Genomic DNA, 24583 nt, shown 5'->3' with positions numbered 1-24583 from the left:
AAGGGGATTTGCATGTACCTCGCCTATGTTACGACCACCGACCGCGGTGCAACCGACCGTCTGCTGAGCGCGGCTGCGGATCGCCTTTTGGCCGCAGATGCGCAGTTGGCGGGTGTGGTGCAAACCAACACCGAATGCGCCGACAGCAGCAAGTGCGACATGGACGTCCGTGTCCTGCCCGAGGGCGAGACCATCCGGATTTCGCAGTCTTTGGGTACACAGTCGCGCGGCTGCCGTCTGGACCCTGCGGCACTTGAGCGGGCAGTTGGATATGTGACGGCATCGCTGGCAGAGAATCCCCATTTGCTGATCGTTAACAAGTTCGGCAAGCACGAGGCGGATGGGCGCGGTTTTCGCCCGGTCATCGCTGAAGCACTGGCGCAGGACATTCCGGTTCTTGTCGGGGTGAACGGTTTGAACACGGCCAAATTCGAAGAATTCACGGGCGGCGGTGCCGAGCAGATTGAGCCCGACCTTGAGGCGATCTTGGCCTGGTTTGACCGGGTCACTGCGCAACGTGAAGCTGCCGCCTGACAGAACGGTCATAAGGCGGGGCCATCGGTCCTGCCAATTTCTGCTTGGTACGGTGTGATCAGCCATCCATCACTCGCGCTGGCAAAGCTTGCTGAATGTCTGGAAGAAAATGGTGGGCGACCCTGGAATCGAACCAGGCGTGCGTCTCCGCGAGGGAGTTACAGTCCCCTGCCACACCTTGCGGCCTGTCGCCCACTGTCAGGCGTTGCACCTGACGTGGAGGCGTGATTACTAGCGCTCTAAAGGAGCGTCAACAGGAAAATACTGCTTTGACGCAGGAAACCGAATTCGCGGCCCGGAGGCCAAAGAAATGAAGAAACCCAAGTGGGTCGTCGAAAAAGAACAGGCGCGCAAAGCTGCCGCATCCGAAACTGTTTGGCTGTTTGGTCTGCATGCGGTGCGGGATGCGCTGATGAACCCAAACCGCACAAAATTGCACCTGATTGTGACGCAGAATGCGCGGGACAAGCTGGTGGAAGCCATTGAATTTGCAGGTATTGAGCCCGAGATGGTTGATCCACGCAAATTTACCGCTCCGATCGACCCGGGGTCGGTTCATCAGGGCGCGGCCCTTGAGGTTAAGCCTTTGGAATGGGGTGGTCTGGCGGAAAACTGCATCGGGCGCGAACACCCGCGCGTCATTTTGTTAGACCGCGTAACCGACCCCCATAATGTCGGAGCGATTCTACGGTCAGCTGAGGTTCTTGGGGCCAGCGCTGTAGTCGGTATGCGCCATCACGCGGCGCCGGAAACTGGCGCGCTGGCCAAGACCGCCAGCGGCGCACTGGAACGTCAACCCTATCTGCGGGTGCGTAACCTGGCTGATGCCATTGTCGAGTTGCAGGGAATGGGGTTTCTGGTCCTAGGACTGGACGGCGAGGCGGACGACACGATCGAGGCCGCCTTGGGAGGTAACCCGGACCAGCCAGTGGCATTGGTGTTAGGCGCAGAGGGACCGGGCCTGAGGCAAAAAACCAAAGAAACCGTCGACAAGTTGGTCAAAATTGACGCTGTGGGCGGGTTTGGTTCTCTCAATGTCTCAAATGCGGCGGCGATTGCCCTATATGCTTCTAGGCAAAGATAACGACAGGAGAACGCCATTTCCACGCCATCCAAAATTGCGACCTGCTGTTATTGTGGGACCCGGGCAGCGCTTGTTCTAAAAGGCACGCAGCGCCAAGAGCTCAGTTGTTCAAGCTGCGGTGCCCCGCTGCATAACCTCAAGATGATGCCAAAGCGCAAACTGGACGATGCCAAGGCGAACCGTCAAACAGCCAAGCAGGATCGTCCCTACAAAGGCAAAAAGAAGAAGAAAAAAGGCGTTTTCTCACGGGTGCTGGATGAAGCCTGGGATGTGATCGAGGACATTTTCGACTAAAGGCTGGCGTTGCCGGTTCGAATGTTCACAAGCGCGTTAAAAGGGGTTTCAGTTGCGATAATAAATTGCATCTTGATACCCTGAGTTTCTATTTGTGATCCGATGACCATGAACAGACGTTTCCTTTTTGGCGCGATTGCCGCCAGTGTGATTGCTCTTCCTGCGTTTGCGCAGGATCTGCCCGTCTTCTATCGGACGGACGGTGCAGCCATGGCCGGATATGATGCGGTGTCCTATTTCAATGGCGAAACACCTGTTCGGGGTCAGCCTGAATACGCGGTTATGTGGAAAGGCGCCGAATGGCACTTTGCCACCGCTGAGAATCGGGACGCGTTTGAGATGAATCCGCGTGCCTATGCACCTCAGTTCGGCGGGTACTGCGCCTTCGCAATGGCGCAAGGAGAGCTTGTCAGCACCGATCCGACTATTTGGCAGGTGATTGACGGTCGGCTATATCTGACCCACTCGCCAGAAATCGAGCGCATCTGGCAACGCGATACCGCAGCTTATATCCGCGAGGCCGAGGCGCATTGGCCAAGCGTTCTATATGAATAACAGGGCGGCGGCCGTTTTTTCTGATCTGTCATCACAAAATCGCGCGCTACCTCTTTTTTTCTCTGAACTCATGCTTAAATGTCACAGTGACCGCGGAACGGAACTGCCGCGGGTCATTTCACTGTCCCTCGTTCCAACAACTGGCGCTCAGGTATTCCTGGGCGCTTTTTTCTTTTGAAAACGGCGGCTAGGGTGGTCGAATGACTGAGTATTCCGATGAATTCCTGACCCAGATCCTGAAACATACCAAAACCGTTGCTGTGGTTGGGGTGTCGATGAATCCTGTGCGACCCAGCTATTATGTGGCGCGGTATTTGTCACTCAAAGGATACAAGGTGATCCCTGTTAACCCCGGTCATGCGGGCAAGATCCTGTTTGGCCAGACAATCCGTGCGTCGCTATCCGAGATTTCCGAACCGGTAGACATGGTCGATATCTTTCGCCGATCCGAATCTGTACCGCCCATAGTGGACGAGGCGCTTGAGGCGTTTCCCAATCTGCGCACAATCTGGATGCAGATTGGGATAGAACATGCCACGGCTGCGGCCACAGCGCAGGCGCGCGGGGTGGATGTCGTGATGAACCGCTGTCCGAAGATCGAATATCAGCGTTTGTTCGGCGAATTGCGCATGGGTGGTTTTGCCACCGGAATGATTTCGTCGAAACTCTGAGCGGTTATTCACCGAGATATGGTTGCAGTTCGCCGAATTGTTCCAAACGTCGCCTTTCCAGAACCACTTCGCGCGGGACCCAGTCATAGCGCGTGTCTTGTGGTAAGGGCGTCCAGTACAGCACGCCGCCATAGCGCCAGGGGTCCAGCACAACACCGTCATACATTGTCTCGCCTTTGCGACTGATGATTGCCGTGCTGTGGTCGATCCGGAACGGGTTGTCGGCATTAGCGATGGCGCGGTGCATTTCCAGCGTCTGGAAGTTTTCTTGATCCAGCCGCCGTTCGATATCCTCGGCCCAGTGCCAACACAGTCCGCGCGGCTTCAGGCCCTTGTTGACTTTGGCATTGTGGATCAGTGGCGGGTCCGTGATCTGATATTCCTGGGCCAGTTGATCGGTGTAGGCATAGGCAATGCGCGCGGCGCGGTTGGCCTCTTCAGGGTCGATGTCAGGCCCGAGGTTGCGGATTTCAGACGCCAAGCGCTGAACTTCATCACTGGTGGACGGCGGGGCAATTGCGCAGGCCCCCAAAACGGCTAACGCCAGCCCAAATACTAAAGCTCTGATCATCTGCGCGCCCTTTGACCTGCGAACCTGTCAGGATCAGAATAATGGATCGACAACACCTGCGTCACCCCTTGGGTCGCGCGGCCTTTTCCGCGATGCCGCTGGTGCCCTGACGCCGGACCAGTTCGGCCAACACATCATCCAATGCCACATCGCGCGCGGCCAGCATGACCAGCAGGTGATACAGTACATCCGCCGCCTCTGAGGTCAGCTTGGCCTGATCGCCCTTAACCGCCTCAATGATGGCCTCAACCGCCTCTTCGCCGAATTTCTCGGCGCATTTCTCGGGGCCTTTGGCCAACAGCTTGGCGGTCCAGCTGCCTTCAGGATCCGTCCCTTTGCGGGCCTCAATCGTTTGGGCCAGCTCGTGCAGAATGCTCATGTCAGCCTCATCTGGATGCCAGCGGCGGCCATGTGTTCCTTGGCCTCGCGGATGGTGAATTCGCCGAAGTGAAAGATCGATGCGGCAAGGACAGCGCTGGCACCGCCTTCGGTGACGCCTTCGACCAGATGATCCAGAGTTCCAACCCCGCCCGATGCGATCACTGGTACATTCACAGCATCCGAAATGGCGCGTGTCAGCGGCAAGTTGAACCCGGCTTTGGTACCATCGCGATCCATCGAAGTCAGCAGAATCTCACCCGCGCCCTTGGCGACGACGGTTCTGGCGAATTCGACCGCGTCGATGCCAGTGGGCTTGCGTCCGCCATGAGTGAAAATTTCCCACTTGCCGGGGCTGACGGTCTTGGCGTCGATGGCACAGACGATGCACTGGCTGCCGAATTGATCGGCGGCTTGGGCGATCACATCCGGGTTTGCCACTGCCGCCGAGTTGAAGCTGACCTTGTCTGCACCGGCCAGCAACAGAGCGCGCACGTCTTCCTTGGTCCGCACGCCGCCGCCAACGGTCAGGGGTACAAAGCACTGTTCCGCTGTGCGCTGCACCACATCGAACATGGTCCCGCGGTTTTCATGGGTGGCATGGATGTCCAGAAAGCAAATCTCGTCAGCGCCTGCCGCGTCATAGGCCTTGGCGGATTCCACCGGGTCACCCGCATCGCGCAGGCCAACAAAGTTAACACCTTTGACAACGCGGCCATCGGCGACATCCAGACAGGGTATGATACGGGTTTTCAGCATCTCTCGTCCTTTGTTGGCGCACCTCTAACGGCAAAGCCCCGCCGATGCCAGACTTGTGATTGTCACAACTCTGGAACCTGTGAAAACTGTCCCCAATTCATCAGGAGATCAATGAGATGCGTAGACTCTTTTTAGCAACCACTTTCATTTTCGCAGGAGCAGCTGCCGCAATGGCTGACGATATCATCAAGATGAAGACCGACAAATCGGTGACCCAGGCGCTGGACGCGCTTGAGACGGCGATTGGCAACGCGGGTGCAACGGTTTTTGCGCGGGTTGACCACGCGGCCGGGGCCGAAAAGGTCGGAACGCCGATCCCGCCCAATCAGGTGCTGATTTTCGGCAACCCTGCGCTGGGTACGCCTGCAATGCAGATCGACCCGCGTGCCGGACTGTTCCTGCCGCTCAAGGTGCAAGCGTATGAAGATGCCGACGGTCAGGTTTGGCTGATCTATGAAGATCCAAAAGAGACGATGGATGAGTTCGACGCGGTCGAAAACTCTCCCATCATCGAGAAAATGCGCGGGGCGCTGGCAAAGCTGACTGCGGCTGCAGCGCAGTAAATCAGGACAGGGCGCGAATGGCCTCTGCCAGGTCAATCGCGCCGTCATACAGCGCCCGGCCGGAAATCGCGCCGTTCAATTCCACACCGCAATCACGCAGAGCAATCAGATCATCCAATGAGCTGACGCCGCCTGAAGCGATCACCGGAATCGATACGGCACGGGCCAAGTCCGCGGTGGCCTCAATGTTAGGGCCCTGCATCGCGCCATCGCGGTTAATATCGGTATAGATGATTGCAGCAACGCCGGCGTCCTCGAAGCTGCGCGCCAGATCAGTGACCTGCACATTCGTCTCTTCAGCCCAGCCTTTGGTCGCGACCATGCCGTTGCGGGCATCAATGCCAACGGCAACTTTGCCGGGAAAGGTTTTGGCCGCTTCGCGCACCAGATCCGGATTCTCGACCGCGATTGTGCCCAGAATCACTCGGGCCAGACCTTTGTGGATCCAGGTTTCAATGGTGGCCATGTCGCGGATACCGCCACCAAGCTGGGCGGGAACGTTGCATTCCTTCAGAATTGCCTCGACTGGGGCGGCGTTGACCGGCTCACCGGCAAAGGCACCGTTCAGGTCAACCAGATGTAGCCATTCGCACCCCGCGTCGACAAAGGCACGGGCCTGGGCGGCGGGGTCTTCATTGAACACGGTCGCTTTGTCCATTTCTCCGCGCAGCAGGCGCACGGCCTGTCCGTCTTTGAGGTCGATGGCAGGATAGAGGATCATGTTGTCAGGCCTTGAATCGCTGTTTTCCCGGCGGGATATCGCACAGGCAGGGCAGGGGATGCAACGCGACGCAAAGTCAATCTTGCCCCACGTCCACCAGCGCGCCAGACTGCTGGTCAAATAGGGAGGATTTTATGAAGAAAACAACTTTTGCAGCAGCCTTGGGGCTGGCATCTCTGATTTCGGGAGCGGCGATGGCCGACCCGGTAGACGGTCTTTGGAAAACCCAGCCCGGAGACACCGGCGGATATCTGCATGTTTCGATCGCCGAATGCGGCAGCGCGATTTGCGGTACCATCGATACCGCTTTTGACAAAGACGGGAATGAACAGCTTGAATATGAAAACCTCGGCAAGCAGATCATCTGGGATATGGTGCCCGATGGCGACGGCAGCTATGGCGGGGGCAAGATCTGGGCTCCGGACAGAGACAAGACTTACAGCTCGAAAATGACCCTGGACAGCCAGAACAAGCTGACCGTCAAAGGTTGTGTTGCGGGTGGATTGGTGTGTCGCGGGCAGGACTGGACACGGGTTCAGTAACCGCTCAGGGCGTCCAGGTCAGGAAATTCCCGATCATGCGCAGGCCCACATCCTGGCTTTTCTCAGGATGGAACTGCATCCCGACCATAGTGTCACGGCCAATTACGGCCGTGACGTCCTGACCGTAATCCACATAGGCCAGACGCTGTGCGGGATCGCTGACCCGGAAATGGTATGAGTGGACGAAATAGGCGTGATCGCCTGATGTGACCCCGGCAAAGACAGGGTGTTCGCTTTCCAACACCAGATCGTTCCAACCCATATGCGGCACTTTCAGCGACCGGTCTGACGGCGCAATTTGCACCACATCCCCGGCAATCCAGTCCAACCCATCGGTGTCAGTGTACTCATGACCTTTCGAGGCCATCAGCTGCATACCCACGCAGATACCCAGAAATGGGCGGGCTTTCTGCTCGACCGCTTCGACCATCGCGTCATAGATACCCTTGTGCCCGCGCAGCTCGGCCGCGCAGGCAGGGAAAGCGCCGTCGCCGGGCAGCACCAGCCGGTCGGCGCGCGCCACGACATCCGCGTCGGATGTGACCACGACCTCGCCGGCGTCCAGTTCCCGCGCCATGCGCTGAAACGCCTTTTCAGCGGAATGCAGATTGCCGCTTTCATAGTCGATAATGGCGGTGAGCATTTACAACGCGCCCTTGGTCGACGGAATCGCATCTGCTTTGCGCACATCGGTCTCAACCGCGTCGCGCAATGCGCGCGCGACAGCTTTGAACGCCGCTTCTGCGATGTGGTGGCTGTTGAACCCGTGCAACTGGTCGATATGCAGCGTGATGCCGCCATGAGTGGCCAGCGCCTGAAAGAACTCGCGCACCAGTTCAGTGTCGAAGGTGCCAATCTTGGGTGTCGGCAGGTCTACGTTCCAGATCAGAAACGGTCGCCCTGACAGATCCAGCGCACAGCGCACCTGTGCATCGTCCATCGGCAGGTGACATTCGCCATACCGCCGGATGCCCTTTTTGTCGCCCAAGGCCTTTGTCAACGCTTGCCCCAGTGCGATTCCGGTGTCCTCGACCGTGTGGTGGTCGTCGATGTGGTAATCGCCCTTGGCGCGGATCGTCATGTCGATCAGAGAATGGCGCGCTAACTGATCCAGCATGTGGTCAAAGAAACCGACGCCGGTCTGATTGTCATACTGGCCGGTCCCATCCAGATTGACCTCGACCGTGATCTCGGTTTCGGCGGTCTGACGGCTGATCTTTGCGTTGCGCATGGGCGAATTCCTTTTACTACAGGCGTGCTTATAGACGGGGTAGGGCGGGTTGATCCAGACCATCCGTCGCAATCGCCGCAAACTGTTGCAGGGGATTGCGCCCGGGCGCAGCCCATGTCAGCCTGCGGCCAACTCAACCAACAAGGCCCGGCCCATGTCCACCTGTGTTTTCATCCAGATCCGCTGCAAACCCGGCACCACTTACAAGGTGGCTGAAGAGATCGCGTTGCGCGAAATCCACTCGGAGCTCTACTCTACCAGCGGCGAATATGACCTGCTGCTGAAGCTTTACATCCCCGAGACCGAGGATGTGGGACATTTCATCAATGAAAATCTGCTGGTGATCTCGGGTATAGAACGCTCGCTGACCACAATGACGTTCAAGGCGTTCTGACTCAGATCGTTGACTCAACGGCGGTGTTTTGTGTCGTCGTTGTGGCCAAAATCGCGCTGTTTCTTGATTGGTGATCAGATGCGCCTGCGCTGAAAAACTGCTGTAGTCCAAACATCATAGTCAGAGGCACCGCAACGGTAATCACCGAACGTTCCTGTGCCGTCAGCGACCAGACAAGACCCGTGGCGCAAATTGCAAGCAAAACAGCCGATTGCCACCGCATCTGACCAGGACTGTCAGTGCGATGCGTCAGAAAGCCGGTCTTTGTGGTCAGGGTAAGCAGTAGTCCAACTGCAAAAACGCTTCCAAGTATAAACGTATTGAGATTGTCGATCATTAGGCGTCCCGCGGTTCCCCAGCCTGAAGCAACGAAAAGCTCGATCAGCGGGGTAATCGCGACCATGAACAGATTGATTCCCAGCAGAATCGGATGTGGCTGCAACAGCTTTCGGACGTAGGTGAAACAGACGGCCGCGGCCAAAATCGACCCGACCCACCCGGCCAGACGCAGATCGTCTGTTGCGCGGGAGAGCACCAGAAAACTCAGGCTCGGCAGGTTTTCAAACATCCCAAGCAGAAAGCGCTTTTGTTGATCTCCGGGCATCGTCCACCATTTCAATGCAAGGCTCACTGCAAAGGTAGACGTGTTCGGTTCGGTCATGTCAATGAAATGATTACGTTTTTTGTGGTCTTCCGGGGTATCGATCAGAGCTGGTTGGACGATGTCCTAAGTGCCGTGCGCTGTCAGAAGGGCACAACAATTGGCAAGAATCCAGCGATCATAAAGAAGGTTTGTATCTGGAGCGGGCGAGGCGATTCGAACGCCCGACCCTAACCTTGGCAAGGTTATGCTCTACCCCTGAGCTACGCCCGCATCAGATACATATTTGGTCCTGAGACCTCTCAATGGAGCGGGCGAGGCGATTCGAACGCCCGACCCTAACCTTGGCAAGGTTATGCTCTACCCCTGAGCTACGCCCGCGCCGTTGAGTGAGGCGTGAAGTATTAATTCTGGCGGAAAGCTGCAAGGGGAAAAACGCGACTTTTGCAAAAAATCTTCTCGTGCGGAGGAAATCCAGACAGACTTGACCTCGCGTAGCAGCAGCCCGGTTCAACTGGACCGGTCGAGATTCCGCGTTAAGCTTTGCCCAGAGCTTAGGAATATTAATAGACGGAGCCACCCATGCTGACAATTACACCGGTTTATGCGGCATTAGCCGCCTTTTTGTATCTGGCGCTGAGCCTTCGGGTCATTGGCCACCGACGAGGCGAAAAGGTTTCCTACGGGGATGGTGGCAAGGGTCAAATGATCAAGGCTATCCGAACTCATGGCAATTTCGCCGAATACGCGCCGTTTGCGCTGTTATTGATGGCAATGGTTGAATTGCAGGGCGCCAGCGGGTTGCTGTTGAACCTGTTGGGATTGGCCTTGCTGGGTGGTCGCCTGCTTCATGCATATGGGTTTGGCAGGTCTCCGCAGATCGTTATCCTCAGGCAAATCGGAATGCTGCTGACATTTGGTTCAATCCTCGTAGCTGCAATAGCCAATATTGTGCTGGCGGTGTGAGCGCGGTGGGTCGCTCACGCCGAAAAAGGCCACCGTTTTACCCAAATTCAATTATTAACTAACTGTCAACATTATCTCAGGCGCTTGATTTTGTGGTATCTGCTGCCACTGCTCAAGAAGGACAGGTGAATAATATGAAACGGTTCCTGTTACTTTCGCGTGTAGTTGCGACCTCATTTCTGCTGCTTGGCGCTGTAAGCTTTGTGGCAGTTGTTGCCGCACCTGATATGGCCATCGCCAAAAATGGTGGCGGCAAAGGTAATGGCGGTGGCAAAGGCAATGGCGGTGGCAAAGGCAATGGTGGTGGAAATGGGAACGGCGCGGATAAGTCTGGCGACAAGTCCTCACAGGTGAAAGGTGGCAAGTCCTCGGGTAAAAAGGGGACGGGCAAAGGGTTGCTCGCCAGTCTTGGCCTGAAAAAGCAAAAAACTGCCAAAACGGGCGCTACGACTCAAAAGAAAAACGGGCTGGTCGCTTCGATTGGTAATCTGGTCAAGGGCAATAAGAAACCTGCCAAGATGACCAAAGTTACCACTGCTGTCGTTGATGAGAAGCCGGTTCACCCCAACAAGCACGGCAAAATTGCATCGGAGCTTAAAGGTCTGAACGCGGCCCATGCCAGCCAAACGGCTCTCATGAATGCGTCCCCGAACAGTATGCCAGGAAAGCTGTACTCTTATCAGCAGAACATCCTTGGTCATACCGACGCGACGACAGATCTGCAGGATAAGAACGACGAACTGGAAGACCTGCAGGAACTGACCGCAGAAGAGATCGAAGAGGCCTATGAGCCGACCGAGGACGAGCTTGCCGAGGGCATCACCGCTCAGGACAAGTACGACGACGCGGTCGAAGCGGCTGAGCTGGCTGTAGAGGAGGCCGAGACAAACCTGGCCGGATCTTCTGACCCGCAAGAGGCTCTGGATACTCTGACCGGCGGTCGCGAGTTGTCTGACGACGCCCTGAACGAGCTGCACGACCTGCTGGGTCTGCCGGCGCTTGCGGATTATGATGTTTCTGATGATGAAACAGAAAAGGCATTGGTCGAAGATGAGGTTGAAGAAGAAACCGTAGACGGCTGAACCTTAACCCAATGAAATGGAAAAGGCGCGCCCCAGAGGCGCGCCTTTTTTTGCTATTCCAGCTCGATCAGCAGGTCCTTGGCGTCAATTTGACCGCCTGGCTGAACGTGGATGGCTTTGACTACGGCGTCCCTTTCGGCGTGAATGCCAGTCTCCATCTTCATGGCCTCGATGGTCAAAAGCATATCGCCTTCTTTGACCTCTTGTCCCGAAGTAACCGCAACGGTTGCCACGACACCCGGCATCGGTGCGCCGATATGTGCGAGGTTGCCGATTTCCGCTTTGGGTCGGGCCTGCGTGGTTGACGTCACCAGACGGTTTGGCACCCGGATCACACGGGGCTGACCGTTCAGTTCAAAGAACACTTTGACCTCACCATTTTCATCGGTTTCACCGATGGCCTGACAGCGAATTTCCAGAGTCTTGCCGGGATCGATTTCCGCGGCGATCTCTTCGCCGGGCTCCATTCCATAGAAGAATGTGCGCGTGGGCAGGGTGCGGACGGGGCCATAAATCCGGTGGCGACCCATGTAATCAAGGAACACCTTGGGATACATCAGGTATCCGTTCAGATCCTCGTCGTCGACCTCTTTGCCGTCAAGTTGTTTGGACAGTTCGGCGCGCGTTTCCTCCAGATCGACCGGGGGTACGTCTTTGCCGGGGCGGTCAGTGTTGGGGCTTTCGCCCTTAAGCGCCTTGCTGATGATCGCATCAGGGAACCCGCCCGGAGGCTGCCCCAGATTGCCGCGCATCATGTCGATGACCGAATCCGGGAAGGCCACGTCCGAGTCCGGGTTTTCGACATCGGCGCGCGTCAGCCCTTGGCTGACCATCATCAGCGCCATGTCGCCAACCACTTTTGACGAAGGCGTGACTTTGACGATATCGCCGAACATCTGGTTCACGTCCGCATACATCTGCGCCACTTCATGCCAACGCTCTTCCAGGCCAAGGCTGCGCGCCTGAGCCTTGAGGTTAGTGAACTGGCCACCGGGCATCTCGTGCAGATATACCTCGGATGCAGGGGCCTGCAGGCTGGATTCAAAGGCCGCATACTGGCCTCGGACCACCTCGAAATAGTCGCTGATTTCGCGGATGGCCTTGATGTCCAGACCGGTGTCGCGTTCCGTATGGCGCAGCGCTTCGACCACAGTGCCCAATGTCGCCTGAGAAGTGTTGCCACTGAAGCTGTCCATCGCGCAATCCACTGCGTCCACACCCGCCTCGGAGGCGGCCAGAATGGTGGCGCTGGCGATACCGGCAGTGTCGTGCGTGTGGAAGTGGATTGGCAACCCGACCTCTTCTTTCAGCGCACGGATCAAAATCTTGGCCGAGGCTGGTTTCAGCAGGCCGGCCATGTCTTTCAGGCCCAGAATATGAGCCCCGGCATCGCGCAGCTCTTTCGCCATGCCAACATAGTATTTTAGGTCATATTTGGCACGGTTCGGGTCCAGAATATCGCCAGTATAGCAAACGGTGCCTTCACAGATTTTACCGTTCTCGACCACCGCATCCATCGCGACACGCATATTTTCGACCCAGTTGAGAGAGTCGAAGACGCGGAACACGTCGATATTTTCCGACGCCTGACGAACGAATTCCTGCACCACGTTGTCGGGGTAATTGGTGTATCCAACCCCGTTTGCGCCGCGCAAAAGCATCTGGGTCATCAGGTTCGGCATCACCTCGCGCAGGTCACGCAGACGTTGCCACGGACATTCCTGCAAGAACCGATAAGCCACATCGAAAGTGGCGCCGCCCCAGCATTCGACGCTGAACAGCTGCGGCAGGTTGGCCGCATAGCTCGGGGCCACTTTGATCATGTCGATCGACCGCATCCGCGTCGCCAGCAGCGACTGGTGCCCGTCGCGCATCGTGGTGTCGGTGATCAGCAACTGGCGCTGAGCCTTCATCCAATCGGCCACCGCCTGCGGGCCCTTTTGTTCTAGCAGATTGCGGGTGCCCATCTGCGGTTCACTTTTCAGAGCCGGGGCCTTGGCCTCTTTCAGATCGGTACGCGGTTCGGGACGATCCTTGGTTTCGGGATGCCCATTCACGGTGATATCCGCAATATAGGTCAGAACCTTGGTGCCCCTGTCACGGCGTCGTTTAAAGGTGAACAGCTCGGGCGTCGTGTCAATGAACTTGGTGGTGTATTCATTCGACAGGAAGGTCGGGTGTTTCAGCAGGTTGATGACAAAGTCGATATTGGTGCTGACGCCACGAATACGGAACTCGCGCAGCGCTCGGTCCATTCGCGAAATCGCGGCCTGTGGCGTCGGGGCCCAGGCCGTGACCTTGGTCAGCAGCGAGTCGTAGTACCGCGTGATTACACCACCCGCATAGGCCGTGCCGCCATCCAGGCGAATACCCATGCCAGTAGCCGAGCGGTATGCGGTGATGCGACCGTAGTCGGGAATGAAGTTGTTCTGCGGGTCTTCGGTTGTGATCCGGGTCTGAAGGGCATGACCGTTCAGGTGCACATCCGCTTGGCTGGCGGCGCCGGTGGCTTCGGCCAACGATTTACCCTCGGCAATCAGGATCTGTGCCTGCACAATGTCGATACCTGTGACTTCCTCGGTGACGGTATGTTCCACCTGAACGCGCGGGTTCACCTCGATGAAGTAGAACTTGCTGGTTTCCATATCCATCAGGAACTCGACGGTGCCTGCGCATTCATAATTTACATGGGCGCAAATCTTGCGGCCCAGTTCGCAGATTTCCGCGCGTTGTTCTTCGCTGAGATACGGGGCAGGCGCGCGTTCCACGACTTTCTGATTACGGCGCTGGACCGAGCAGTCGCGCTCATACAGGTGGTAAATTTCGCCATGTTTGTCGCCCAGAATCTGCACCTCGACATGGCGGGCGCGGATAATCATCTTTTCCAAATAGCCCTCGCCATTGCCAAAGGCAGCCTCGGCTTCGCGGCGGCCTTCCAGGACCTTTTCTTCCAGTTCGTCCTCGGATTCGATTGGGCGCATGCCGCGGCCACCTCCGCCCCAGGATGCTTTGAGCATCAGGGGATATCCGATCTCTTTGGCTTGTGACCGGATCGCGTCCATATCGTCGCCCAGCACTTCGGTCGCTGGGATCACCGGAACTCCGGCGGCGATGGCCACGCGGCGGGCGCTGGCCTTGTCGCCCAAGGCGCGCATGGTTTCGGCCTTTGGTCCAATGAAGGTGATCCCGTTCTGGACGCAGGCATCCACGAAATCTGGGTTTTCCGACAACAAGCCATAGCCCGGGTGGATGGCATCCGCACCACATTCCTTGGCCACGCGAATAATCTCGTCAATGCTGAGGTAAGCGGCAACCGGCCCCATCCCCTCGCCGATGCGATAGGCCTCGTCCGCCTTGAAACGGTGCAAGCCAAGCTTGTCCTCTTCCGCATATACGGCGACTGTGCGTTTGCCCATCTCATTCGCTGCGCGCATCACGCGAATGGCAATCTCGCCGCGGTTGGCGATCAGGATCTTGTCGAAATGTGTCATATCAGGTCCCGGTCCTGTTTGTTTGGCGAACTTCTAGGCGAACAATACGCGCAGGTATATCGGTGATTTGGGTAGAACCGGCATGTTAACGCTCGCAAACGCCTCCTGTTGGTGAATGCTTGATAGCCTTGCTGCGCTGCGGCATCAAGACTGGTGAATTGCGGCGTGATTTGGCGTGTTCATTAAAGACTTTTTGGCCACGGTCGGCAGGTGCTTTCCCAAGTTTCGACATAGCAGGCAAGTTGCGCGCATGGTCGTGCCGGGTGCCGAGCCGATTGACTTCAAGCACGTTGGGAATGAAAGGCCTGACCGCGCCCGGTTTTCGTGGATGTGCAGCCCCGAGAGGTTTCGGGCAGATCGTTTGCGTACCGCTTGCCTCAAATCATTGCGTCACTTCTTTATCCGATCCTCTGAAAGATCACCGACCGTTTAAGAGTCTAGGGATTGTGCTGCTCAAAAGCGATAGGGCTGGCTAGGACGGTTGGCAAGATCGCGATGTGGCCAAGATCTTGGAGAAAGCTAACAAGTATAGAAGTGGCTACCTTGCCCGCGCAGTCAGGCGCCGGGTAACTGAAGTTTTTGCTAAGTATTAGCAAGAGCTTCACGCCGCCGCGACTGGGCCTGAAGTCCGAACCTTTTGGCCGTTGCTATCAGCGGACCCGGTTTCGGTTGGCGTTCCCTTGGCGACTTGCACCTGATTGCGCCCTTTGTCTTTTGCCATATATAGCGCGTCATCAGCGGCGCGCATCAAATCTTGCGGCATGGTGCCATGCGCCGGGTAATGCGATACACCAACCGAAATCGTTATTCGCGGCAGCGACTTGTCACCGTATCGGACCGAGACCGCTTCGACCGACTGCCGTAATTTCTCGGCACGGCTCACCGCGTCATCCGGGGTGTTGTCCGGCAAGATCAGCATGAATTCCTCACCACCAATACGGCAGGCAACCTCGTCCCGGTCACAGCCCTGTTCCAAGGCGGCTCCGACTGCGCGCAGCACCATGTCGCCTGCATCATGGCCATGAGTGTCGTTGAACTTCTTGAAATGATCGACATCAACGGCGATCAGGCTCAGCGGTACACCGGTCTGTTGACTGCGTGAAATAGACTTGCGCAGGGTTTCCGTCATATGACGACGGTTGAACAGTCCGGTCAAAGGATCACGCACGGATTGGTCGTGCAGCTGATCGCGCATCCTCACATTTGCAATGGCCATGCTGATCTGTTCAGCGCAGAGCTGCGCCAGTTTCCTGCTGACGTGAAACTCTTCTTCGCAGTTTTCATGTGCCCGAAGATGCAACAATCCTACCGTCTCGCCATGAGCCAGAATCGGAAAGCAGAAATATTGGCGCCCGTCATGCGGTTCAGCATGCTCGCAGATGAAATCAATCTCGGAGGCGCCGAATTCATAGGTACGCCCCCGGCGCAGACCCCAGCACCCCTCGGGGTGGATATGCGCTTTATGGGTGCCGCCGTTCCAACTGGCACATCCATCCAGCACATCGCGCGAGTTCGAGTAGACGTAAACGCTGCCCTCTGCTTCGGGCAGGATATGGGTCATAAAACGTGAGACCATGTCGAACAGCTCATCCAGAGAACGGCTGGATTGCAGCCATTCGTTTAGCTCTCCCAGCAGCCGCACCTCACGCGCCAGCCGCAACTGGTCAGCCATCAGATCACGCTCTTTCTCGGATTGTTTGTGCAAAGAGCGCAGTTGCGCCCGGTTGGTCCTGTAGGTCACCAATGACACCATCGCCAGCGCCAACAGGGCCACACCGCTTAGAACGATCAGCGAAATTCTCAGCCGGGTTATGAAGGTCGCCCGCAAATCCGAGATATCGGTAAAAAACTCTATCGCACCGATGAAGCGACCGTTTTTTGTAACCGGCATAAAGACTTTGACTATGTGATGCGCACTGGAGTTCTGAATGTTGCCTGTGTGCAAATCCAAGCCGTCAATCTCGGATAGGGGCACTACCTCTTGTAAATAGTACACCATTCCCCGGGCAACATCGGCGCGAAAGAACGCGCTGTCTTCGCGCAGGCCGACCTCACCTTGACGAGTGGACCAGACCACGCGTCCACTCGTGTCGAACAACCTGAACCGGTAGACATCCGATGCTTCGGGCATCGAGGTCAGAAACTCTGCGTCATGCCCGTCTATATGGCCGGTTCGCAGCGTTGTTTCGGGGTCTTCAAGGTGCAAAACAACCCTGCGTTTCCACAATTCTGACTGTTTGAGGATATCTGTCCGCAGCATCCGTTCCACCAAGGGCGCAGGGAGCCTATAGACACCCCAGCCCGCTCCAATGGCGAGGCTGATCAGCAATAGGGTGATCCCGGTCCATTTGAGTCGATGATTGATCGTCCCCCGCTCAGCCAATGCCATATCCATATGCTCCCAAACCTTTGGGCCAAGCATCTGACCTAAGGCTTTACAGAGAGTTAAGGGCATCAGTCGAACACCGCTTCATTTGGTTAGAATTGAACGCAAGGAGAATCTTAAAAGCTTGTGAACAAGCCGTGAACAAAGCCTTTCCCTTTGCGCCCATCCGGCGTAGTTTGAGAGTATGAGCAGTTTTGACGAAATGGACGCCTTCGAGGGCGCATCGCTGTCGGCGCGGGCGATGGCGAGAAGGACTCCGCCGGACGACCTTCATCTAAAAGAATTGAATCCCGCACAACGGCAAGCTGCTGAGCAGGTCGCTGGACCTGTCCTAATTCTTGCCGGTGCCGGAACGGGAAAAACAAAAACCTTGATGGCGCGGGTGGCGCAGCTCATCAAATATGACCACGCTTTACCGCAGCAAATACTCGCGGTGACCTTTACAAACAAAGCGGCGCGCGAGATGGCTGATCGGCTGAGAAAAACGCCGTTCGCTTTGGATCACCCGATTAAATGGATGGGTACCTTCCATTCGCTCAGCGCGAAATTATTGCGCCGCCACGCCGAACTAGCAGGCTTGAAGTCGAATTTCACCATTCTGGACACAGACGATCATCTTCGCCTGTTAAAGCAACTACTTAAAGTCAACAATATTGATGACAAACGCTGGCCCGTGCGGATGCTGGCGGGGATCATCGACGACTGGAAGAACCGAGCCCTGACGCCCGATAAGGTGCCCGCTGAAGATGCAGGTGCATTTAACCACAAGGGTATTGAACTTTATGGCCAGTACCAGATCCGTCTGCGCGAACTAAATGCGGTGGATTTCGGTGACCTGCTGCTGCACATGGTCACGATTTTCCAGACTCACCCAGACGTCTTGGAACAATACCAGCGCTGGTTCCACTACATCCTGGTGGACGAATATCAGGATGCCAACGTCGCGCAGTATCTCTGGCTGCGGCTGCTGGCCGGGGGGCACAAGAACATCTGCTGTGTCGGCGATGATGATCAGTCGATCTATGGCTGGCGCGGGGCCGAGGTGGGTAACATCCTGCGGTTTGAGAAAGACTTTCCCGGCGCTTTCGTGGTTCGGCTCGAACAGAACTACCGCTCGACCCCGCATATTCTGGCCGCCGCCTCCAATGTCATTCGTGGCAATGAAAAACGACTGGGCAAAGAGCTTTGGACCGACCGGGAAGAGGGCGAAAAGGTTCGCCTGATCGGCCATTGGGATGGCGAGGAAGAGGCGCGTTGGATTGGCGAAGAGATCGACGCGATGCAGGGCGGGACGCGTGGTGTGCGCCCGATGAACCTGGACGAAATCGCCATCCTCGTGCGCGCGTCGCATCAGATGCGCGCGTTCGAGGATCGGTTTCTGACCATCGGGATGCCCTACAAGGTGATCGGCGGGCCTCGATTCTATGAGCGGATGGAGATTCGTGATGCCATGGCCTATTTCCGGCTGGTGGTCAGCCCCGAGGACGATCTGGCGTTCGAGCGGATCGTAAACACGCCCAAACGCGGCCTTGGCGACAAGGCGCAGCAGACGATTCAAGTGGTGGCGCGTGAAAACGGGGTGTCTCTGGTCGAAGGTGCGCGGATCGTGGTTGAACAGGGGCTGATCAAGGGCAAGGGCGGCAAGGCGCTGCGCGAGTTGATCGACGGGCTGGCTCGGTGGAATGCGATGACACGTGGACCACGGATTGAAGTGGATGATGACACCCTTATTGATGACGGGGTGTCTCCGATCCGCTATGGCGCGCCCGAGCACACGCATATCGAACTGGCGCAGATCGTGCTGGACGAGTCCGGCTATACCGCCCATTGGCAGAATGAGAAAACGCCCGAGGCGCCGGGGCGGCTGGAAAACCTCAAGGAACTGGTCAACCAGCTGGACAATTTCGAGAACCTGCAAGGGTTTTTGGAACATGTCAGCCTGGTCATGGACAATGAAAAGGAAACGGATGGGGCAAAGGTCTCGATCATGACGTTGCATGCGGCCAAAGGGCTGGAGTTTCCTGCTGTATTTCTGCCGGGGTGGGAGGATGGCTTGTTTCCGTCGCAGCGGTCGATGGACGAGACCGGAATCAAGGGGCTCGAAGAGGAACGGCGTCTAGCCTATGTGGGCATCACCCGTGCCGAAGAGGTCTGTACGATTTCCTTTGCCGCCAACCGCCGGGTGTTCGGGCAATGGCAGAATTCGATGCCATCACGGTTTATTGACGAACTGCCCGAGGAGCATGTCGAGGTTCTGACGCCTCCGGGGCTCTATGGCGGGGGGCAGCCCTCGGCCGGGATCGAAACCCGCGCGGCTGAGGCAAATGTCTATAACTCACCCGGCTGGAAACGGCTGCAGGCGCGGCAGGGACAATATGGCATGTCGCAACCGCGCGAAACACGCAACACGGTGATCGACGCAACCGCGGTGGCAAGTTTCACACTGGGTGAACGGGTGTTTCACAAGAAATTCGGCTATGGCGCAGTGGAGGGCATCGAGGGCGACAAGGTTGAGGTCGCGTTCGACAAGGCGGGCACCAAGAAGGTTGTTGCCCAGTATCTTTTTCCGAAGGACGACGTTCCGTTTTAACCAAAAGGAATGCGCCTGACGGCGCATGCTCAATGTTTTGAAAGGCGCCTGGGTGGGCGCCTTTTTCTTTGGGGGAAACGAAAAACGGCGGTTCCCAGGGAGGAGGAAGGAAACCGCCGTTCTTTTCAACACCAAGGCAGGGAGGAGGAGAGCCCCGATGTATCCGAACCCGGGTTTGATCCCGGTATGAGGAAGACGCGGCGACGTCAGGGAGGAGGAGAGACGTCGCCGCGTACTTTCAACATCAGGGCAGGGAGGAGGAGAGCCCCGATGTATCTGCTTCCGGCGTTCAGGGCCGGTATAAAAGGCGGCAACGTCAGGGAGGAGGAGAGACGTTGCCGCAGATTACAGACCCAAGGGAGGAGTAGGGTCTGATCTCTGTATTGCTGTGCGCTTAACGCGCGAATTGTTCTTCTGCGGCCTGCATTGCCAGCCGACGGATCATTGAGCGGTGCAGGCCCAGGTCGGCCAACTCGCGATCGGACAGCTCGGACAGTTCGTTAACCGTCTGGCGGTAGGCCCGATAGCGTGCAAACCGGGTCTTTGCGGTTTCGATCATCGAGGCCAGGCCGAATGCCGGAGCGCTTCTCAGAGCGGTTTGTTGTGTTGCTACACCCATCTGCGTAACCCGTTTCGTATGTTGGTGCCGAAGTGTATCGGCGTTTGCTTGAGGATGAAAATAAGCAAATGCTGCGATTGCACAATAGTTGACGTCGTCAATGCTGCTATGCAGCAAATGCATGGATATCAAAGAGTTGGATGTTGGCAATCGAAAATGCCTTAAAAATATGGGTTTGAGTTGCGCCAAGGGTGTCGCTTCTAATGCGGTTCCACTGAAAACCATAGGATCGTGACGTAAGGTCCGATTGCTTCGGTACGGTTATCGAAGAAGCCGAATGGCTGTGGTCGTGCGTTTATGGGAAATCGTGGGTTCAGGTGGTTTTTAGTAACTTGGGAGTGCGTGGGAACCGAGCCACCTTTGTTGATTCGTAGTTTGGAATGGAGGATTTGCTGGCTCTATCTACGGGGAATCGATGAAAGTGAAAAAATGTTGGGAATTCATGGGATGCTCATAATTTCTCTGATTTGTCTATATATGGTTGCTTTGAGGTAGTTGTGTTCTAATTCTGGTGTATAAATAGAGCTTCCATTCATTTTCTTATCGATTGCATTGTGAGTTGGGACGTGAGTGTGAGAAATTTTCTATTGATTTCCATGAATTCCCATGCCATCCCTTGGTTATCCGATGAGGACGAGGCACATGGGGCGCTAAACGACCCCGAACCAATAAAATCAGGTTTCATACAGGCATCTCGCTTTCATCAATCAAGAGATCCGGCGCGCGGGCGAGCAGACATCCCCCCAGGTGGCGCGCGCAGCTGGACATCCCGCAAAGCGGGTCAATGCGGCGGGTTGATCAGTGGCAGCAGATCAACCCGCCGTTTTAATTCTGGGGGGAGTGAGAATTTCAAGTGGGGCGCAAGCGAAAGGGACAGTCGTCTTGGCGCGCAGGTTTAGAGGTGAAAGCCGCCATAAGGTGGACACGAAGGGCAGGGTCTCGATCCCGGCCTCGTTTCGCCGTGTGCTTGAAGCTTCTGATCCCAACTGGCAGCCCGGTGACAATCCCGAACTTGTAATTGTTTATGGCGACCACCGGCGCAAATTCCTTGAATGCTATACTATGCAGGCGATTGACGAAGTTGACGCCAAGATTGATGCGCTTCCACGGGGCTCAATGCAGCGGAAGACATTGCAGCGCATGTTCCACGGACAATCCTTTCCGACAAACGTGGATGAGACCGGGCGTCTGGTTCTACCCGCCAAGCTGCGCAGCAAGATTGACCTAGAGGGTGAAGCCTTCTTTATTGCCGCTGGCGACACGTTCCAGATCTGGAAGCCTGAAACCTACGAGTCTGATGAATTGGCGGCGGCCGAAGAATGGCTGGATGATCAGCCCGAAGATTTTGACCCTCTGGTGTTCCTAGATGGCGTCGGGGACGCGTGACGGCATGGCCGGTGCGCAACCCTCTTCTGACAAACCACATATTCCGGTATTATTGCGCCCTTTGCTGGCTGCGGTCTCTCCGGTTTCGGGTGTTTGGTTGGACGGAACCTTTGGTGCCGGGGGATATACCCGTGGCCTGCTCGAGGCAGGCGCGGACAAGGTCGTCGGCGTTGATCGTGATCCGCTGGCCTTTGAAATGGCCGCGGACTGGGCCAAGGGCTATGGCGATCGGCTGGTGATGCAGCCCGGCGTCTTTTCGCGTCTGGACGAATACGCGCAGGACTTGGACGGGGTGGTGCTTGACCTTGGGGTTTCCTCCATGCAGCTGGATTTGGCCGAGCGTGGCTTTTCCTTTATGAAGGACGGCCCGCTGGACATGCGCATGAGCCAGGACGGCGAAAGCGCGGCTGATCTGGTCAACACTGCAAGCGAAGCGCAGCTCGCCGACATCCTGTTTCACTATGGTGAAGAACGCGCCAGCAGGCGAATTGCCAGGGCTATCGTAAAGGCGCGGGCGGAAGAGCCGATCACAACCACTTTGCGGTTGGTGGGGCTTATCGAATCCTGTCTGCCTAGGCCCAAACCCGGTCAATCGCATCCCGCGACACGCAGCTTTCAGGGGCTGCGCATCGCGGTGAATGCAGAATATGAAGAATTGTTCCAGGGCCTGATGGCCGCTGAGCGTGCGCTGAAACCTGGCGGGCAGCTGGCTGTTGTGACGTTTCATTCGATCGAAGACCGCATGGTCAAGCGGTTCTTTCAGTCGCGGGCTGGCAAAACAGGTCGGGCAAATCGCTATGCGCCCGAAATTGCGCAGGACCAGCCGCAATTTACGCTCAAAACCCGTAAGGCAGTGGGGCCGGACGAGCAGGAATTACAAGAAAATCCGCGTTCGCGCTCAGCCAAGCTGCGTGTCGCTGTGCGCACCGAGGCTCCGGCGGGGGAAATTGAAGCTCGCGCCATTGGGATGCCGCAACTAGGGGGAAGGGCAAAATGAAGAGTGTATTGTATGTGTTGACTGCCTTGGCCGTGTTCGGGGTGGCCCTTTGGGCGTATCAAGAGAACTACCGCACCCAGCAAGTTGTGAAAGAAACGCAAACACTGCAACGAGAGATCGGCGTGGCACAGGTCCGACTGGCCGTTCTGAATGCGGAATGGGCTTATTTGAACCGTCCTGATCGTCTTCGAGAGCTGGCGGATCTGAATTTTGAACGTCTCGGCCTGCTGCCCTTGCGAGCAGAGCAGTTCGGACGCGCGGATCAGGTTGCCTATGCCGAGGATCCTGATCTTCCGATTGTCGATCCCATCGAATTGCAGGCGATAACCAACATTAAGGCGTTGGGAGAGGTGCAGTTCCCATGACGCGCACGCCCCTCCGCCCTCTGGCCCGTGTCCTGGATGCGCGCGCACGCGGTGAAAACCCCAAGGTGATCGAGCGCGAAAACATCCAGAAACGCCACGAAGATATGAAGGACAGAGCCCGCGCTCGGGCCGAGGGCCGTTTGCTGGTGCTGGGTCTTTTCTTCTTTTGCGCCTTCTCGGTGGTTGGCGTTCGGATGGGGATGCTTGCGACATCCGAGGCGCAAGAACCCTTGGCCAACGCCCCCGGTGCCACAATCGCGATGCAGCGCGCCAATATTGTTGACCGTGAAGGGCGCATTCTGGCGACCAACCTAGACACCTATTCCGTCTATGCCCAGCCGCCGTTGATGATCGACCCGATTGCCGCCGCGGATCAACTGGTGGCAATCTTCCCGGATTTGGAAAAAGAGCGTCTGATCAAGGATTTCACCGGCAACCGCAAGTTCCTGTGGATCAAAAAGCGTATCTCGCCCGAGCAGAAGCAAGCCGTGCATGACATCGGTGATCCAGGTATTCTGTTTGGCCCCCGCGAAATGCGCCTTTACCCGAATGGCAAGCTGGCAGCACATATCCTTGGCGGGTCAGGTTTTGGGCGTGAAGGCGTGAGCGCTGCCGAGGTGATAGGCGTGGCCGGGATTGAAAAGCAGTTTGACGATTATCTGCGGGACCCTGCCAATGGAAACAAGCCGCTGCAACTCTCGCTGGATCTGACTGTACAGGCCGCTGTCGAACAGGTGCTTTTTGGTGGTATGAAGATCATGAACGCCAAAGGCGCCTCAGCCGTTTTGATGGATGCGCATACGGGCGAGGTCATCTCGGCGGCGTCGCTGCCATCCTTTGATCCCAATGATCGCCCGCGCCCCCCGACGTCGGGGTTCGATCCATCGGACAGCCCCTTGTTCAACCGCTATGTGCAGGGCGTTTACGAGCTGGGATCGGTGTTCAAGATATTCACCGCCGCGCAGGCAATTCAGCTTGGTCTGGTGAACTCTGAAACGATCATCGACACCTCGGGTCCGATGAAAATCGGGCGTTTTCCGATTGGTGAGTTCAACGGCAAGAATTACGGCAAGATCAGCGTGGCGGATGTGATCGTCCACAGCTCGAACCGGGGTACTGGGCGTCTGGCGCTGCAAATTGGCGCGCAGCGGCAACAGGAATTCCTGCGTTCGCTGGGCATGTTCGAACCGACCCCGTTCGAGATTGTCGAAGCAAAAGGTGGTGAGCCGCTCAAGCCCAAGAAATGGGGTGAGCTGAGCACAGTGACCATTTCTTATGGCCATGGCTTGTCGACCAGCCCGATGCATCTGGCGGCGGGATATGCGGCGATTGCCAATGGCGGGTATTATGTCAGCCCAACCATTCTGCGCCGGAGCGGGTCACAATATGGCCCGCGCGTGATGTCGCTGGGGGCGGCGACGCAGGCGCAGAAGATGCTGCGCAAGGTTGTCACCGATGGCACCGCCAGCTTTGGCGATGTCGCGGGGTATGACGTGGCAGGTAAAACCGGTACGGCAGACAAACCGAAACCGCGCGGTGGGTACTATGATGACAAAGTCATCGCCACTTTCGCCACGATCTTCCCGGCCTATGATCCGAAATACGTGCTGATCGTCACGCTGGATGAACCTTCCATCGTGGCCTATGGCGAAAAGCGCCGGACGGCGGGGTGGACAGCCGTCCCTGTGGCGGCAGAATTGATCGGACGGATCGCGCCCTTGCTGGGTCTGCGCCCCCGGCTTGAGCCTGAGGCGCGCGCTGCTATAACGCTGACCTCGAATTAGGCGTCCGGCGAAAGGTGGG

25 protein-coding genes and 3 tRNA genes are annotated in these 24583 nt (G+C 56.9%); 15 read left to right on the top strand and 13 right to left on the bottom strand.

What is annotated here, in order from left to right:
* Positions 1 to 12: 12 nt before the first annotated feature.
* Positions 13 to 534, top strand: coding sequence for a DUF2478 domain-containing protein (locus tag AC2FJW_RS12485; protein ID WP_496694801.1), 522 nt, complete (start codon positions 13 to 15; stop codon positions 532 to 534).
* Positions 535 to 644: 110 nt separating this feature from the next.
* Here the strand turns inward: AC2FJW_RS12485 and AC2FJW_RS12480 are convergent.
* Positions 645 to 728: transfer RNA gene (locus tag AC2FJW_RS12480), tRNA-Tyr, on the bottom strand.
* Positions 729 to 844: 116 nt separating this feature from the next.
* Between AC2FJW_RS12480 and rlmB the strand changes: the two genes are divergently transcribed.
* The 4 genes from rlmB to AC2FJW_RS12460 all read left to right on the top strand — a co-directional run bounded on the left by rlmB (position 845) and on the right by AC2FJW_RS12460 (position 3138).
* Positions 845 to 1618 carry a 23S rRNA (guanosine(2251)-2'-O)-methyltransferase RlmB gene (gene rlmB, locus AC2FJW_RS12475; protein ID WP_496750221.1) on the top strand — a complete coding sequence of 258 codons (774 nt, stop codon included), beginning with the start codon at positions 845 to 847 and terminating at the stop codon, positions 1616 to 1618.
* A 15-nt stretch (positions 1619 to 1633) separates the two neighbouring features.
* Entirely contained in the window at positions 1634 to 1912 is a 279-nt protein-coding gene (locus AC2FJW_RS12470) for a hypothetical protein (protein WP_142636860.1), read from the top strand.
* A gap of 108 nt (positions 1913 to 2020) precedes the next feature.
* Entirely contained in the window at positions 2021 to 2467 is a 447-nt protein-coding gene (locus AC2FJW_RS12465) for a YHS domain-containing (seleno)protein (protein WP_496694802.1), read from the top strand.
* Between the two features lie 200 nt (positions 2468 to 2667).
* Complete coding sequence (locus tag AC2FJW_RS12460; protein ID WP_496750220.1) at positions 2668 to 3138, top strand: CoA-binding protein; 471 nt, start codon at positions 2668 to 2670, stop codon at positions 3136 to 3138.
* A gap of 4 nt (positions 3139 to 3142) precedes the next feature.
* On the opposite strand, the gene AC2FJW_RS12455 is transcribed toward AC2FJW_RS12460, so the two are convergent.
* From AC2FJW_RS12455 to hisF, 3 genes are all read right to left on the bottom strand, one after another.
* The gene (locus AC2FJW_RS12455) at positions 3143 to 3709 is read right to left on the bottom strand and encodes a hypothetical protein (protein WP_496694804.1); all 567 of its coding nucleotides are present in this window, start codon (positions 3707 to 3709) and stop codon (positions 3143 to 3145) included.
* A 61-nt stretch (positions 3710 to 3770) separates the two neighbouring features.
* Positions 3771 to 4088: a phosphoribosyl-ATP diphosphatase gene (locus AC2FJW_RS12450; protein ID WP_496750219.1), complete on the bottom strand. Its 318-nt coding sequence runs from the start codon at positions 4086 to 4088 to the stop codon at positions 3771 to 3773.
* A complete protein-coding gene (gene hisF / locus AC2FJW_RS12445) occupies positions 4085 to 4846 on the bottom strand; it encodes an imidazole glycerol phosphate synthase subunit HisF (protein WP_496750218.1) in 762 nt (253 codons plus the stop codon). The genes AC2FJW_RS12450 and hisF overlap by 4 nt, the downstream gene beginning before the upstream one ends.
* Before the next feature lie 170 nt (positions 4847 to 5016).
* On the opposite strand from hisF, the gene AC2FJW_RS12440 reads away from it, so the two are divergent.
* A complete protein-coding gene (locus tag AC2FJW_RS12440) occupies positions 5017 to 5409 on the top strand; it encodes a DUF302 domain-containing protein (RefSeq protein WP_271949511.1) in 393 nt (130 codons plus the stop codon).
* A gap of 1 nt (position 5410) precedes the next feature.
* Here AC2FJW_RS12440 and hisA read toward each other — a convergent pair whose 3' ends face one another.
* Positions 5411 to 6130: a 1-(5-phosphoribosyl)-5-[(5-phosphoribosylamino)methylideneamino]imidazole-4-carboxamide isomerase gene (hisA, locus tag AC2FJW_RS12435; protein ID WP_496750217.1), complete on the bottom strand. Its 720-nt coding sequence runs from the start codon at positions 6128 to 6130 to the stop codon at positions 5411 to 5413.
* Positions 6131 to 6264: 134 nt separating this feature from the next.
* On the opposite strand from hisA, the gene AC2FJW_RS12430 reads away from it, so the two are divergent.
* Complete coding sequence (locus AC2FJW_RS12430; RefSeq protein ID WP_496750216.1) at positions 6265 to 6672, top strand: DUF2147 domain-containing protein; 408 nt, start codon at positions 6265 to 6267, stop codon at positions 6670 to 6672.
* A gap of 4 nt (positions 6673 to 6676) precedes the next feature.
* Here the strand turns inward: AC2FJW_RS12430 and hisH are convergent, their stop codons facing one another.
* The gene (hisH, locus tag AC2FJW_RS12425; RefSeq protein ID WP_496690913.1) at positions 6677 to 7315 is read right to left on the bottom strand and encodes an imidazole glycerol phosphate synthase subunit HisH; all 639 of its coding nucleotides are present in this window, start codon (positions 7313 to 7315) and stop codon (positions 6677 to 6679) included.
* Positions 7316 to 7903 (bottom strand): imidazoleglycerol-phosphate dehydratase HisB, encoded by a 588-nt coding sequence (gene hisB, locus AC2FJW_RS12420; protein ID WP_496750215.1) that lies wholly within the window; start codon positions 7901 to 7903, stop codon positions 7316 to 7318.
* A gap of 154 nt (positions 7904 to 8057) precedes the next feature.
* On the opposite strand from hisB, the gene AC2FJW_RS12415 reads away from it, so the two are divergent.
* Positions 8058 to 8297, top strand: coding sequence for an Lrp/AsnC family transcriptional regulator (locus AC2FJW_RS12415; protein ID WP_496750314.1), 240 nt, complete (start codon positions 8058 to 8060; stop codon positions 8295 to 8297).
* Between the two features lies 1 nt (position 8298).
* Here AC2FJW_RS12415 and AC2FJW_RS12410 read toward each other — a convergent pair whose 3' ends face one another.
* From AC2FJW_RS12410 to AC2FJW_RS12400, 3 genes are all read right to left on the bottom strand, one after another.
* Positions 8299 to 8958, bottom strand: a complete 660-nt coding sequence (locus tag AC2FJW_RS12410) for a hypothetical protein (RefSeq protein ID WP_496750214.1) — start codon at positions 8956 to 8958, stop codon at positions 8299 to 8301.
* Between the two features lie 138 nt (positions 8959 to 9096).
* Positions 9097 to 9171, bottom strand: a tRNA-Gly gene (locus AC2FJW_RS12405).
* A 33-nt stretch (positions 9172 to 9204) separates the two neighbouring features.
* Positions 9205 to 9279, bottom strand: a tRNA-Gly gene (locus AC2FJW_RS12400).
* Positions 9280 to 9480: 201 nt separating this feature from the next.
* Here AC2FJW_RS12400 and AC2FJW_RS12395 point away from each other — a divergent pair.
* Positions 9481 to 9864 carry an MAPEG family protein gene (locus tag AC2FJW_RS12395; protein WP_496690910.1) on the top strand — a complete coding sequence of 128 codons (384 nt, stop codon included), beginning with the start codon at positions 9481 to 9483 and terminating at the stop codon, positions 9862 to 9864.
* A 134-nt stretch (positions 9865 to 9998) separates the two neighbouring features.
* Entirely contained in the window at positions 9999 to 10946 is a 948-nt protein-coding gene (locus tag AC2FJW_RS12390) for a hypothetical protein (protein WP_496750213.1), read from the top strand.
* 53 nt (positions 10947 to 10999) lie between these two features.
* Here the strand turns inward: AC2FJW_RS12390 and AC2FJW_RS12385 are convergent, their stop codons facing one another.
* A complete protein-coding gene (locus AC2FJW_RS12385; RefSeq protein ID WP_496706549.1) occupies positions 11000 to 14437 on the bottom strand; it encodes a pyruvate carboxylase in 3438 nt (1145 codons plus the stop codon).
* A 601-nt stretch (positions 14438 to 15038) separates the two neighbouring features.
* Positions 15039 to 16826 carry a sensor domain-containing diguanylate cyclase gene (locus AC2FJW_RS12380; protein ID WP_142635191.1) on the bottom strand — a complete coding sequence of 596 codons (1788 nt, stop codon included), beginning with the start codon at positions 16824 to 16826 and terminating at the stop codon, positions 15039 to 15041.
* A 181-nt stretch (positions 16827 to 17007) separates the two neighbouring features.
* On the opposite strand from AC2FJW_RS12380, the gene AC2FJW_RS12375 reads away from it, so the two are divergent.
* Positions 17008 to 19413, top strand: coding sequence for an ATP-dependent helicase (locus AC2FJW_RS12375; RefSeq protein ID WP_496750212.1), 2406 nt, complete (start codon positions 17008 to 17010; stop codon positions 19411 to 19413).
* Between the two features lie 394 nt (positions 19414 to 19807).
* On the opposite strand, the gene AC2FJW_RS12370 is transcribed toward AC2FJW_RS12375, so the two are convergent.
* Positions 19808 to 20032, bottom strand: coding sequence for a DUF1127 domain-containing protein (locus tag AC2FJW_RS12370; protein ID WP_142635057.1), 225 nt, complete (start codon positions 20030 to 20032; stop codon positions 19808 to 19810).
* A gap of 918 nt (positions 20033 to 20950) precedes the next feature.
* Here AC2FJW_RS12370 and mraZ point away from each other — a divergent pair.
* From mraZ to AC2FJW_RS12350, 4 genes are read left to right on the top strand one after another with little or no spacing between them, the layout of a single operon-like run.
* Positions 20951 to 21418 (top strand): division/cell wall cluster transcriptional repressor MraZ, encoded by a 468-nt coding sequence (gene mraZ / locus AC2FJW_RS12365; RefSeq protein ID WP_246097158.1) that lies wholly within the window; start codon positions 20951 to 20953, stop codon positions 21416 to 21418.
* A gap of 4 nt (positions 21419 to 21422) precedes the next feature.
* Positions 21423 to 22415, top strand: a complete 993-nt coding sequence (gene rsmH, locus AC2FJW_RS12360) for a 16S rRNA (cytosine(1402)-N(4))-methyltransferase RsmH (protein ID WP_496677605.1) — start codon at positions 21423 to 21425, stop codon at positions 22413 to 22415.
* Positions 22412 to 22780, top strand: a complete 369-nt coding sequence (ftsL, locus tag AC2FJW_RS12355; protein ID WP_142635053.1) for a cell division protein FtsL — start codon at positions 22412 to 22414, stop codon at positions 22778 to 22780. The genes rsmH and ftsL overlap by 4 nt, the downstream gene beginning before the upstream one ends.
* Positions 22777 to 24564 (top strand): peptidoglycan D,D-transpeptidase FtsI family protein, encoded by a 1788-nt coding sequence (locus tag AC2FJW_RS12350; protein WP_496690904.1) that lies wholly within the window; start codon positions 22777 to 22779, stop codon positions 24562 to 24564. Before ftsL ends, AC2FJW_RS12350 begins: the two co-directional genes overlap by 4 nt.
* The last annotated feature ends 19 nt before the right edge of the window (positions 24565 to 24583 follow it).

This window comes from Ruegeria sp. CDSA020 (assembly GCF_059612345.1).
This window is presented reverse-complemented; position numbering and strand designations above follow the sequence as displayed.